Here is a 12,930-nt window from a genome sequence, read left to right on the forward strand (position 1 = left end):
CTCCCCGGGTTCAAGGCCGCCGCCCCCCGGGGGGCCCAGGAGCGGGCCGCCGGGGGGGTCTGCGCGGGGCCCGGCGGACCGGCGGGGGCCCCCCGGGGCCCCGCGGGGGGGGCCCCTCTCGTATCGCCTCGGTGCCGGTGCGGTCAGGCCAGTGCCTGCCGGGCGATGAACGCCACCGCGAGCAGTCCCGCGAGCAGCGCGAGCAGCACGGCGGGGGAGAGCGCGGCGAGCGGCCCCTGCTGCTCCTGCAGCCGGGCCCGGTTGGCGCGGCATACCGGGCAGCGGCCGTCGCTCACGCGGCCGTTGCAGTTGGCGCACACCAGATGGTCGCAGGTCATGCGATCTCCTCCTCGCTGCTACAGCCAACGCGCCGGACGGGGCTTTGGTTCCTTATCGTGCCCTGTACGGGGTAGCGGCCAACCGCGGCCGCTGCCTCCACTGTGCCAGGTTCCGGACGGGAAGGCCTCCGGGCTGTGAGATCGCTCGCAATTTTCGGGGCATAGCCGGACATTGTCCATCAATTCTTCGACGGTGTCCCGGGCTGCCATGCGGGCGCGCGGGCGCTTCGCGTATGGTCCCAAGCCGGGGGAGCGGCCGATGGCGCTCCCGCCGCCCGCCCCGGGCGTGATGCCGGGGGCGGTACCGACCGAGGAACGGCGCCGCGGGGCCGCGTCCTCCCGGCCCCGATGCAGCGTCCGGGTCGCGGAGGCCCGGCAGAGCAGGTCGTCATTCCACCTAGGATGGCCTCCGTGATGCAGCCGTGATCAGATTCGACAACGTCTCCAAGACCTATCCCAAGCAGAACCGTCCCGCCCTGTCGGACGTCTCGCTAGAGATCGAGAAGGGCGAGTTCGTCTTCCTGGTCGGCTCCTCCGGCTCCGGGAAGTCCACCTTCCTGCGGCTGTGCCTGCGCGAGGAGCGGCCGAGCACCGGAGAGGTGCACGTCCTGGGCAAGGACCTCGGCAAGCTGTCCAACTGGAAGGTGCCGCACATGCGCCGCCAGCTGGGCACCGTCTTCCAGGACTTCCGCCTGCTCCCCAACAAGACGGTGGCGCAGAACGTGGCCTTCGCCCTGGAGGTGATCGGCAAGCCCAAGGGCGCCATCAACAAGGTGGTCCCCGAGGTGCTCGACCTGGTCGGCCTCGGCGGCAAGGAGGACCGCATGCCCGGCGAGCTCTCCGGTGGTGAGCAGCAGCGCGTGGCGATCGCCCGGGCCTTCGTCAACCGCCCGATGCTGCTGATCGCGGACGAGCCGACCGGAAACCTCGACCCGCAGAACTCCGTCGGCATCATGAAGCTGCTCGACCGGATCAACCGCACGGGGACGACGGTGCTGATGGCCACCCACGACCAGGCCATCGTCGACCAGATGCGCAAGCGCGTCATCGAACTCGACAAGGGGCTGCTGGTCCGCGACCAGGCCCGCGGCGTCTACGGGTACCAGCACTGATCCCGTAGGCCGCCGGCCCAAGTCGCCCGACCAGCCTTGACCCTGGAGTTGGAAACGCATGCGCGCCCAGTTCGTCCTGTCGGAGATCGGCGTCGGTCTCCGCCGCAACCTGACGATGACCATCGCCGTCGTCGTCAGCGTCGCGCTCTCGCTCGCGCTGGCCGGAGCCAGCCTTCTCGTCCGTGACCAGGTCAACTCGATGAAGGGTTACTGGTACGACAAGGTCGAGGTGAGCATCTACTTCTGCACCAAGGCGGATGCCGCGCACTCCCCGCAGTGCGTGAACGGCGCCGCCACCGACCAGCAGATCGCCGACGTGAAGACGGCCCTGGACAAGATGCAGGTGGTGCAGACCTCGGCGTTCGAGAACTCCACCGACGCCTACAAGCACTGGAAGGAGATGAACCCGGACAACCCGCTCATCTCCGTCCTGGGCCCGGACGCCATCCCGCAGTCCTGGCGGGTCAAGCTGGTCGACCCGACCAAGTACGACGTGATCCAGAGCGCCTTCGCCGGCAAGCCCGGCGTCAAGTCGGTCGAGGACCAGCGCAAGATCCTGGAGAACCTCTTCGGGCTGCTCAACGGCCTGCAGACGGCGGCCTTCGTGATCATGGTGCTGATGCTCTTCGTGGCACTGCTGCTGATCGTCAACACCGTCCGGGTGTCGGCGTTCAGCAGGCGGCGCGAGACGGGCATCATGCGCCTGGTCGGCGCCTCCAACTTCTACGTCCAGATGCCGTTCATCGCCGAAGCCGCGTTCGCCGCGCTGCTCGGCGCCGCGATGGCCTCCGGTCTGCTGCTCGGCGGGCACTTCTTCGTGCAGCACTGGCTCGCCGACCGGGTGCAGTTCATCCACTTCATCGGGCTCTCCTCGGTGCTCGCGGTCATTCCGCTGCTGGTGGTGGTCGGTATGGGCATGGCCGCCGTCGCCGCCTTCTTCACCCTGCGCAAGTACCTGAAGGTCTGACCCCGACCGATCACCGCGCGACCACGACGACCCCGGACGGCACTACGCCGTCCGGGGTCGTCGCGTCCCCGACGGACCGGCCGTGCGGTCGGTTCCGCCCCGGGCCGGCGGGGCTGCGCCTAGACTCCGATGCCATGTCAGAAACACCGCGCCGCCACGGCGGTACCGCCCTGCGACACGCGAGCACGCTCAGCCTGGTGTTCGGCGCGGTGCTGCTGGCCGGCGCCGCGACCGGGGCCTGGGGCGATCCGCCCGCCGCGCTCCGGCCGGCCTCGGCGGACGTCGCCCCGGCGGCCGGCCAGGACCCGGCGGGCGCCGCGCTCTCCCCGCAGCAGGCCGAGGGGCTGCTCGGCGCCAACGGCGACCGCTGGGGGGCCTACTACAGCGCGCAGGAGTACGCCGACTTCAGCCAGGGCCTGGGCGGCCGCTACCTCGGCGTCGGCCTGTCGGTGGGCCGGGGCCAGGACGGCGTGACCGCGGTGTCCCAGGTGCAGGCCGAGGGGCCCGCCGCGGCCGCCGGGATCGCACCGGGAGACCGGCTGCTGAGGATCGGCCCGGAGCAGGCGGACCACCTGCCGGTCACCGAGGTGGTGGCCCGCCTGCGCGGGCTGGCGGGGGAGCGGCAGGTCGGCTCCAGCGTCACGCTCGCCGTGCAGCGCCGGGACGGCGAGGTCCGCGAGGTCGCACTGCACCGGGCACTGCTGGAGAGCCGGCAGGTGGCGGTGGATCGCACCGCCGAGGGGGTCGTGCGGATCACCGTGCGGGCCTTCACCAGCGGCGTGGCCGAACAGGTGCGCGCCGCCGTGCGCGGCGCGCGCGCCGGAGTGGTGCTCGACCTGCGCGGCAACTCGGGCGGCCTGGTGGACGAGGCCGTGGACACCGCCTCGGTCTTCCTGGACGGCGGCCCGGTCGCCTCCTACCAGGACCGGGCGGAGCGGCGCGAGCTGGCCGCCGCGCGCGGCGGCGACACCCGCACGCCGCTGGTGGTGCTGGTCGACGGCGGCACCATGAGCGCCGCCGAACTGCTCACCGGCGCGCTGCAGGACCGCTGCCGGGCCGTCGTGGTCGGCACCCGCACCTTCGGCAAGGGCACCGTGCAGCAGCCCAGCCGGCTCGCCGACGGCTCCGTGCTGGAACTCACCGTCGGCCGCTACTTCACCCCGTCCGGCCGCTCCCCGGAGGGCGCCGGCCTCGCTCCCGACGTGCCCGCGCCGGACGCGCAGGCCGCGCCGGAGCTGGCCCTGCGGGTGCTGGCGGGGCTCGGCGGGCGGGCGTAAAGGGGCTGCCGGGCACGGCCGCGTAGTGCGAGAATGATCGGCGCTATGGCAAAGGAAACCGGACAGAAGCTGATCGCGCAGAACAAGAAGGCGCGGCACGAGTACACGATTCTCGACACCTACGAGTGCGGCATGGTGCTCACCGGCACCGAGGTGAAGTCGCTCCGCGAGGGTCGGGCGAACCTGGTCGACGGGTACGCGTACATCCAGAACCACGAGGTGTGGGTCGACAACGTCTTCATCCCCGAGTACACCCAGGGGACCTGGACCAACCACTCGGCGCGGCGCAAGCGCAAGCTGCTGCTGCACCGGATGGAGATCCGGAAGATCGAGTCGAAGCTCAGCGACGCGGGCCACACCCTCGTCCCGCTCTCGCTCTACTTCAAGGACGGGCGGGTGAAGATCGAGGTCGCGCTCGCGATCGGCAAGAAGCTGTACGACAAGCGGCAGACCCTGCGGGAGAAGCAGGACACCCGGGAGACGGCCCGCGCGGTGGCGGCGGCCCGCCGGCGCCAGCGCTGAGCCGGGCCCGGGCGCCGAGGGCCACCCGACCTTAATGAGCTGGACCGCCGACAGACCGACCGCGTACCATGGCTCATGCATCACCGGGAGGGCGACCGACCGGGGCTGCGGAGCAGAAAGTTGCCCGTCGTAGAGATGCTTGTCAAATAAACATGGGGATGATCGGTTTCGACAGGGGACGTCGAAACAGGAGAAGCGAGCCGAGGAATGCGGCAATGATCTCGTTAACCATCTGTCGCAAAAAAATAATCGCCAACACTAAGCGCGATTCCCAGTTCGCCCTCGCTGCCTAATAAGCAGCGATAGCGCAAGGGTGTCAGCCCGGGAAGTTCCCGACCCGGATCCTGGCATAATCTAGGGAACTCAACCGTCCGCCCGGGCTACGAGGGCGGATGGGAAATCAAACAGTAGCTGGGCCTGTTGGCGGCTTGTCCGCGTGACTGCCAGGGCCGAGAAAAGCACAGCGGACTGCGCTCGGAGAAGTCCTGAATCCACTCCACTGGACCCGGGTTCGATTCCCGGCATCTCCACCACCCCATGTTGCCGATACAGCACGAAAGCCGTTCTCCGCCCGGCGGAGGGCGGCTTTCGTGTGTTCCGAATCCCTCACACCCCTCCCGCGCAGCGGGTGAGAGGACGGTTCCGTAGCCGTCACAGGAGACAACGAGGCGGAAACTCCCGCCTCCTAGCGTCAGTTGGGACAGGAGCCGGCAGGCAAGGGGAGAAGCGATGAGCACGAGCACGGCAGGCACGTCGAGAACGGGCGGCCGCTGGATCCAGCAGTGGGATCCGGAGGACGAGGCCTTCTGGGAGAGCACCGGAAAGCGCACCGCCAACCGCAATCTGATCTTCTCGGTCCTCTCCGAGCACATCGGCTTCTCCATCTGGAGCCTCTGGTCGGTGATGGTCCTCTTCATGGGGCCCAAGTACCACGTGGACCCGGCCGGGAAGTTCTTCCTGGTGGCCATGCCCACCCTGGTCGGCGCGTTCGTCCGGGTCCCCTACACCGTCGCGGTGGCCCGCTTCGGAGGCCGCAACTGGACGGTCGTCTCCGCCGCCCTGCTGCTGCTGCCGACGCTCGCGGCGGCCTACGTGATGCACCCGGGCACCTCGTACACGACCTTCATGCTGGTCGCGGCGCTCACCGGCCTCGGCGGCGGCAACTTCGCCTCCTCGATGACCAACATCAACGCGTTCTTCCCGATGCGCCGCAAGGGCTGGGCACTGGGCCTCAACGCGGGCGGCGGCAACATCGGCGTCCCGGTGATCCAGCTGATCGCGCTCGCCGTGATCACCTGGGCCGGCGCCACGCACCCCCGGATCGTGCTCGGCATCTACCTGCCGCTGATCATCGTCGCCGCGGTCTGCGCCGCCCTCTTCATGGACAACCTGGCGCCGATGAAGTCCGACACCGGCGCGCTCGCCGCGGTGATCAAGGAGAAGCACACCTGGCTGATGTCGGTGCTGTACATCGGCTCGTTCGGCTCCTTCATCGGCTTCAGCTTCGCCTTCGGCCTGGTCCTGCAGAACCAGTTCGGCCGCACCCCGCTGCAGGCGGCCCAGCTGACCTTCATCGGCCCGCTGCTCGGCTCGCTGATCCGGCCGATCGGCGGAAAGCTGGCGGACCGCTTCGGCGGCTCCCGGATCACCTTCTGGAACTTCGTCGCGATGGCCGCCGCCACCTCCGTGGTCGTCTACGCCTCGTCCGTGAAGTCGCTGCCCGTCTTCCTGGTCGGATTCATCGCCCTGTTCGTCTTCGCCGGGCTCGGCAACGGCTCCACCTACAAGATGATCCCCGGCATCTTCGACGCCAAGGCCCAGGACCGGATCGCCGTCCACGGCGACACCCCCGAACAGGCGGCGGCGTGGTCCCGGCGGATGTCCGGCGCGGCGATCGGCGTCATCGGGGCGGTGGGCGCCGTCGGCGGTCTCCTGATCAACCTGGCCTTCCGCCAGTCCTTCCTGACCGCCAAGAGCGGAACCCCCGCCTTCGTCTCCTTCCTGGCGGCCTACGCGGTCTGCTTCGCCCTCACCTGGGCGGTGTACCTGCGACGCCCCTCGGACACCAGGGCCGAGGCCCCGCGCCCCGCGTTCGCCGAGGTCTGAGCAGGTCGGCGCAGACGCGAACCGGACAACCGAACAGCAGACCCGCGGCCCGGAAACGCCGCGGAAACCATTCGGACCCCGGGGCGACACCGCCCCGGGGGACGATTTCGGTCCACCCGACGAAGGACCTGCACCATGGACGACCTGACGACCGGCCGGGAGCCGGACGCCGAGACCGTGTCGCCGCCGGCAGCCGTACCGCCCCTGGCAGGCTTCACCATCGGCATCACCGCCGCCCGCCGCGCCGACGAACTCGACGCCCTCCTCCAGCGCAGGGGGGCCGCCGTCGTGCGGGCCCCGGCGCTGCGCATCGTGCCCCTGCCCGACGACGCGGAACTCCTCTCCGCCACCCACACCCTCATCACCGACCCGCCCGACATCGCGGTCGCCACCACCGGTATCGGATTCCGCGGCTGGATCGAGGCCGCCGAGGGCTGGGGCCTGTTCGACGAGCTCACCGCCTGCCTGGCCAAGGCCTCCCTGCTGGCCCGCGGCCCCAAGGCCAAGGGCGCGATCCGGGCGGCGGGCCTGCGCGAGGAGTGGTCGGCCCGCTCGGAGTCCTCGGTCGAGGTGCTGGAGCGCCTCCTGGAGCAGGGCGTGGAGGGCCGCCGGATCGCCGTCCAGCTGCACGGCGCACCCCTGCGCGACTTCGTCGAATCGCTGCGGGCGGCGGGCGCGGAGGTGGTCGAGGTACCGGTCTACCGCTGGCTGCCGCCCGCCGACCTGGCCCCGCTGGACCGGCTGCTGGACGCCTGCTGCGGCGGCGCCCTGGACGCGATCACCTTCACCAGCGCCCCCGCCGTGCTCGGCCTGCTCGGCCGTGCCGAGCAGCGCGGCCAGACCGCCGAGCTGCTGCACGCACTGCGTCGGGACGTCCTGCCGGTCTGCGTCGGCCCGATCACGGCCGTCCCGCTGGAGGAACTGGACGTCCCCTCCGTGTGGCCCGAGCGGATGCGGCTCGGCGCCATGGTGCAGACCCTCACCGCCGAGCTCCCGCAGCGCTCCCGCCAGCTGTCCGTGGCCGGGCACCGGCTGGAGCTGCGCGGGCAGGCGGCGCTGGTCGACGGCAGCCTGCGGCCCGTCTCGCCGGCCGGCATGGCCCTGCTGCGCACGCTGGCGCGCCGCCCCGGCTGGGTCGTCCCGCGCGCGGAGCTGCTGCGCGCGCTGCCCGGCAGCGGCGACGACGAGCACGCGGTGGAGACGGCGATGGCCCGGCTGCGGGCCGCGCTGGGCGCCCCCCGACTCGTCGCGACCGTGGTCAAACGCGGCTACCGGCTGGCGGTCGACCCGGCGCCGGGCCCCGCGCCCGACCCGGAGGGGAAGTACGGGGTGGCCGCCGTGCGGGTCTGAGGGGCAGGTGGTGCGGCGGTGGGGTCCCCCTCGGGCGTAGGATCTTCTGTCCGCTCATTCCCGAGGCGGACCACCACCGCAGGATGTACGTCAGGGGGCTCCTTGGGCGCGCACGGCTCAACCCAGTACACCGCCGCAACCACTGAGGCCATGCACAGCGACACAGAGATCGACACCGTCCGCGACCGCGAGGTCGCCGGGGAACAGCGCCACCTCGACAACGTCTACCACCGGCTGGAGGAGAAGCTCGCCGAGGCCGAGTACATCCTCGAGGACGCCGCCAAGCGGGTGCAGGTCGGTACTCCCGGCGCACTGGCCGAGCGCGACGCCCAGGTCTACCGGGCCGGCGCGCACCTCCAGCGACTCAACAACGAGTTCGAGGACTTCCTCTTCGGGCGCATCGACCTCCAGCGGCCCGACGCACCCGAAGAGCACGGCATCCCCTCGAACACCCCGCTCGACCCCGCCGACCCGGCGGTGGCCGAGACCCTGCACATCGGCCGGCTCGGCGTGCTGGACGCCGAGTACGGACCGCTGGTGATCGACTGGCGGGCGCCCGCCGCCGCGCCCTTCTACCGCTCCACCCCGCTGGAGCCGGGCCGGGTCATCCGCCGCCGGGTGATCCGCTCCAAGGGCCGCAAGGTGATCGGCGTCGAGGACGACCTGCTGCGTCCCGACCTCACCCCGACCCTGGACGGCCAGGAGCTCGCGGTGGTCGGCGACGGCGCCCTGATGGCCTCGCTCGGCCGGGCCCGCAGCCACTCCATGCGGGACATCGTCTCCTCCATCCAGAAGGAGCAGGACGAGGTCATCCGGGCGCCCGCGGCCGGTGCCACGCTGGTCACCGGCGGCCCCGGCACCGGCAAGACGGCCGTCGCCCTGCACCGGGCGGCCTTCCTGCTCTACCAGGACCGCCGCCGGTACGCCGGGGGCATCCTGGTGGTCAGCCCGACCGCGCTGCTGGTCTCGTACACCGAGGGCGTGCTGCCCTCGCTGGGCGAGGAGGGCCAGGTCGCGATCCGGGCGGTCGGCTCCCTGGTGGACGGCATCGAGGCGGCCACCTACGACACGCCGGAGGCGGCCCGGGTCAAGGGCTCGGCCAGGATGGTCCAGCTGCTGCGCCGGGCCGCCAGGGCGGCCCTGGAGCTCGGGGCGCCGACCGAGCTCAAGGTGGTCGCGCGCGGCGAGGTGCTGCGGCTGGACGCGGCCCGGCTCAAGGTCGTCCGCGGCAACGTGATCGGGGCCGGCGGCACCCCGCTCAACCTGCTGCGCCCGCGGGCCCGCAGGCTGCTGCTGGACGCCCTGTGGTCCGAGCTGACCCGGCACCTGCCCAAGGCGACGGATCACTACGCGCGCGAGCAGCGCCAGGAGGAGAAGGAGTCCTTCGACGAGTACGTCTCCGACGAGGCGTCGTTCCTGGACTTCCTGGACGCCTGGTGGCCGGCGCTGACCCCGCGTCGGGTGCTGGCCACCCTGAAGCACTCCCGGCACACCAACCGGATCGCCCGCCGGGCCGTCACCCCGGAGGAGGCCCGGGTGCTGGCCACCTCCTGGCGGGGCCTGGGCGACCGCGGCGAGGGGGCGCTCTCCCCGCACGACGTGGCGCTGGTGGACGAGCTGCAGCTGCTGCTCGGCGAGCCGGCCCGGCCGAAGGTGCGCGAGGTGGACGCGGTCGACATGCTGAGCGGGCTGGACGAGGTGACCACCTACGCCGACCGCAACTCGCGCCAGCGCGAGCGGCTGCCGGTGGAGCGCACCGAGTACGCGCACATCATCGTGGACGAGGCCCAGGACCTCACCCCGATGCAGTGGCGCATGATCGGGCGCCGGGCCCGGATGGCGACCTGGACCATCGTCGGCGACCCGGCCCAGAGCTCCTGGCCGCACCCGGGGGAGGCCCAGGAGGCGCTGGACGAGGTGCTGTCGGGCAAGCCGCGCCGCCGCCACACGCTGACGGTGAACTACCGCAACCCGGCCGAGATCGCCGAGGTGGCGGCCAAGGTGCTGGAGCTGGCCGCGCCGGGCACCCCCTCGCCGAGCGCGGTGCGCTCGACCGGGGTGGAGCCCCGGTTCGCGGCGGTCACCGACCCGGCGCCGGAGGCCTTCGCCGACGCGGCGCGGGCCGAACTGGTCCGCCTGCTCGGCGAGGTGGACGGCACGGTGGCCGTGGTGGTGCCGATGGACCGCCGGGCGGAGGCCGCCGGGTGGATCGCCGGGCTCGGCGAGCGCGCGGTGGCCCTGGGCAGCCTGGAGGCGAAGGGCCTGGAGTACGACGCCACGGTGGTCGCCGACCCGACGGGGATCGCGGGCGAGTCCGAGGCGGGCCTGCGGGTGCTGTACGTGGCGCTGACCCGCGCCACCCAGCGGTTGACCGTGCTCTCCGGGCCGGACGACCTGCCGGACGCGGACGGCGTGCCGGCGCTGCTGGGCTGACCGCCGGGCGGGTGCCCGCCGCCGCCCGGCGGCCGGCACCGGCCCGGTCGGCCGACTGCGGACGGTCCGTCAACGACGAAGGCCCCCACCGGTGGTGGGGGCCTTCGCGCGAAGCTGGTGACACCGACCCGCCATGCTCGCCTCGCGGCAAGTGGTCGCTCGAAGCGACTAAGGTTGGGCCCGGGGGCTTGGATCGAGCCGGTGTCCCGTCCAATGTAACGCATCCGCCCCGGACGCCAAGGGCACGCGGCGGATTTCCCGTCGGGGGATGCCGTGGCCGGAGACTCTTTTGTGGAGTCCGGACACTCAATGAACTTTATTTCTGCGTACCCCCTGGTAGGTGCGACGATCGAGGTCTAGCATGCGCTGGGCGCGCCCTTCAACAATCTGTTGAAGGTGTCCGGCGTGCAGACCCTCAGAGTCATACCCTCAGTGGACGGAAGAAGGACGTCGATGGCGACCGTGCCCAGTGTCTCCAACTCGATCACGGTGCGGATGGAGGTCCCGGCCTCGGGCAGCGCCGTCAGCTCGATCACCACCGCCGTCGAGTCCTCCGGCGGTTCGGTCACCGGACTCGACGTCACCGCCTCCGGCCTGGAGGCGCTGCGGATCGACGTCACCGTCGCCGCGTCCTCGGTGGCGCACGGTGAGGAGATCGTCGAGAAGCTCCGCGCGATCGACGGCGTTACCATCGGCAAGGTCTCCGACCGTACGTTCCTGATGCACCTCGGCGGCAAGATCGAGATGTCCTCGAAGCTGCCGATCCGCAACCGCGACGACCTCTCCATGATCTACACCCCGGGCGTGGCGCGGGTCTGCATGGCGATCGCCGAGAACCCCGAGGACGCCCGCCGCCTCACCATCAAGCGCAACAGCGTCGCCGTGGTCACCGACGGCTCCGCCGTCCTCGGCCTCGGCAACATCGGCCCGGCCGCCGCGCTGCCGGTGATGGAGGGCAAGGCCGCCCTGTTCAAGCGCTTCGCCGGCATCGACGCCTGGCCGCTCTGCCTGGACACCCAGGACACCGACGAGATCGTCGCGATCGTCAAGGCCATCGCCCCGGGCTTCGCCGGCATCAACCTGGAGGACATCTCCGCGCCGCGCTGCTTCGAGATCGAGGCCCGGCTGCGCGAGGCCCTGGACATCCCGGTCTTCCACGACGACCAGCACGGCACCGCGATCGTGGTGCTCGCCGCGCTCACCAACGCGCTGAAGGTGGTCCGCAAGGACGTCTCCGAGATCCGGGTGGTGATGTCGGGCGCCGGCGCGGCCGGCACCGCGATCCTCAAGCTGCTGCTCGCGGCGGGCGTCGAGCACGCCACCGTCGCGGACGTGCGCGGTGTGGTCCACGGCGGCCGGGACGACCTCAACGACAGCCTGCGCTGGATCGCCGAGCACACCAACCGCTCGGGCCGTACCGGCAGCCTCAAGGAGGCCGTGGCCGGCGCCGACGTCTTCATCGGCGTCTCGGCGCCCAACCTGCTGGACGGCGACGACCTCGCCACCATGGCGAAGGACGCGGTCGTCTTCGCGCTCGCCAACCCCGACCCGGAGGTCGACCCGGCCGTCGCCCGGCAGAGCGCCGCCGTGGTCGCCACCGGCCGCAGCGACTTCCCGAACCAGATCAACAACGTGCTGGTCTTCCCCGGCGTGTTCCGCGGTCTGCTGGACGCCCAGAGCCGCCACGTGACCACCGAGATGATGCTCGCCGCCGCCCGCGCGCTGGCCACCACCGTGGCCGACGAGGAGCTGAACGCGAACTACATCATCCCCAGCGTCTTCCACCCCGACGTGGCGAAGACCGTCGCGGCGGCCGTCCGCGAGGCCGCGCTGGCCAACGCCGGCCCGCGGGAGCCCGCCCGGGACCGGCCCACCCCGGGCTTCGTGGGGACGCTCGACACCTCGTCCTTCCCCGCCGTCGAGCTCTGAGGCGCGGGCCCGGGGCGGGGCCGTCAGGGGCGTCGGGCCGCCGGGCAAATGACCGACTCGCGACCCTACCCACCCGACTCGGGCCCGAACCCTTGCGACACAAGGGCGAGGGGCGTGTTTGGGCTTGTCCGCGCCAGGGCGTACGGTAGCCCTGAACGGGGCAGGCGTGTCCGACAAGTACGGAACGTCCCCCCGGCCGACCGGCGTGTCGTCCCGACCGCCGCCCGATCCGGTCCGCCGGAGCCGACGGAGCGTCACCGCTTCGGCGTACGGGCGCTGTTCGGGTCAACGGCGTCGGGGTCCGATTGGCTTTCTCGGGCCTGGTCGGGGCAGGATTCGTACCCAGGCAGGCACGCGGGCAGAAAATGCACGGCGCGCGGCTCGGAGTACGAGCCGACCCCTGACCAGCCCATGCCTGAATGAGCACAGTGTGCGGACCAGCGGCCCGGCCGGGTGCTCCCGGAGGGGCGACCGCTGGGTCCCCTGCACACCGCAACGCGAACAGACCACAGGAGTACACATGAACCGCAGTGAGCTGGTGGCCGCGCTGTCCGAGCGCGCCGAGGTGACCCGCAAGGACGCCGACGCCGTTCTGGCCGCTTTCGCCGAGATCGTCGGCGAGGTCGTCGCCAAGGGCGACGAGAAGGTCACCATCCCCGGTTTCCTGACCTTCGAGCGCACCCACCGCGCGGCCCGCACCGCCCGTAACCCGCAGACCGGCGAGCCGATTCAGATCGCGGCCGGCTACAGCGCCAAGGTCAGCGCCGGCTCCAAGCTGAAGGAAGCCGCCAAGGGCGCCTGACGCCGCAGGCTCCTGGGAGCCCCGCAGCAGCCGTGAACCGCCGGGGGCGGACCGACAGTCGTCGGTCCCCCCCCCGCGGCGGTCCGGGGCCCGT

Annotated in this window: 10 protein-coding genes and 1 other RNA gene; 10 read left to right on the forward strand and 1 reads right to left on the reverse strand. The window is 71.7% G+C overall.

The genetic code is table 11. The features are described from left to right. Positions 1 to 143: 143 nt before the first annotated feature. Positions 144 to 338 (reverse strand): hypothetical protein, encoded by a 195-nt coding sequence (locus tag ACFTWP_RS11425; RefSeq protein WP_380264243.1) that lies wholly within the window; start codon positions 336 to 338, stop codon positions 144 to 146. Positions 339 to 760: 422 nt separating this feature from the next. On the opposite strand from ACFTWP_RS11425, the gene ftsE reads away from it, so the two are divergent. The 10 genes from ftsE (at position 761) to ACFTWP_RS11475 (ending at position 12,836) form a co-directional block, all read left to right on the forward strand. Further along, on the forward strand, positions 761 to 1,450 hold the full coding sequence (ftsE, locus tag ACFTWP_RS11430) for a cell division ATP-binding protein FtsE (RefSeq protein ID WP_371481248.1): 690 nt from the start codon (positions 761 to 763) through the stop codon (positions 1,448 to 1,450). Positions 1,451 to 1,508: 58 nt separating this feature from the next. After that, positions 1,509 to 2,417, forward strand: coding sequence for a permease-like cell division protein FtsX (gene ftsX, locus ACFTWP_RS11435; protein ID WP_380264244.1), 909 nt, complete (start codon positions 1,509 to 1,511; stop codon positions 2,415 to 2,417). Positions 2,418 to 2,551: 134 nt separating this feature from the next. Next, the gene (locus tag ACFTWP_RS11440) at positions 2,552 to 3,694 is read left to right on the forward strand and encodes a S41 family peptidase (protein ID WP_380264245.1); all 1,143 of its coding nucleotides are present in this window, start codon (positions 2,552 to 2,554) and stop codon (positions 3,692 to 3,694) included. Positions 3,695 to 3,739: 45 nt separating this feature from the next. Next, complete coding sequence (gene smpB, locus ACFTWP_RS11445; protein WP_380264246.1) at positions 3,740 to 4,216, forward strand: SsrA-binding protein SmpB; 477 nt, start codon at positions 3,740 to 3,742, stop codon at positions 4,214 to 4,216. Positions 4,217 to 4,370: 154 nt separating this feature from the next. Further along, positions 4,371 to 4,749: a transfer-messenger RNA gene (gene ssrA, locus ACFTWP_RS11450) on the forward strand. A gap of 196 nt (positions 4,750 to 4,945) precedes the next feature. Further along, a complete protein-coding gene (locus ACFTWP_RS11455; protein WP_380264247.1) occupies positions 4,946 to 6,322 on the forward strand; it encodes a nitrate/nitrite transporter in 1,377 nt (458 codons plus the stop codon). A 135-nt stretch (positions 6,323 to 6,457) separates the two neighbouring features. Next, a complete protein-coding gene (locus ACFTWP_RS11460; protein WP_380264248.1) occupies positions 6,458 to 7,672 on the forward strand; it encodes a uroporphyrinogen-III synthase in 1,215 nt (404 codons plus the stop codon). A 150-nt stretch (positions 7,673 to 7,822) separates the two neighbouring features. After that, positions 7,823 to 10,105 (forward strand): HelD family protein, encoded by a 2,283-nt coding sequence (locus tag ACFTWP_RS11465; RefSeq protein ID WP_380264249.1) that lies wholly within the window; start codon positions 7,823 to 7,825, stop codon positions 10,103 to 10,105. A 453-nt stretch (positions 10,106 to 10,558) separates the two neighbouring features. Beyond that, complete coding sequence (locus ACFTWP_RS11470; RefSeq protein WP_380264250.1) at positions 10,559 to 12,034, forward strand: NAD-dependent malic enzyme; 1,476 nt, start codon at positions 10,559 to 10,561, stop codon at positions 12,032 to 12,034. A 520-nt stretch (positions 12,035 to 12,554) separates the two neighbouring features. Next, positions 12,555 to 12,836, forward strand: a complete 282-nt coding sequence (locus tag ACFTWP_RS11475) for an HU family DNA-binding protein (RefSeq protein ID WP_030059737.1) — start codon at positions 12,555 to 12,557, stop codon at positions 12,834 to 12,836. The last annotated feature ends 94 nt before the right edge of the window (positions 12,837 to 12,930 follow it).

The organism is Kitasatospora sp. NPDC057015 (genome assembly GCF_042673745.1).
GTDB lineage: Bacteria > Actinomycetota > Actinomycetes > Streptomycetales > Streptomycetaceae > Kitasatospora.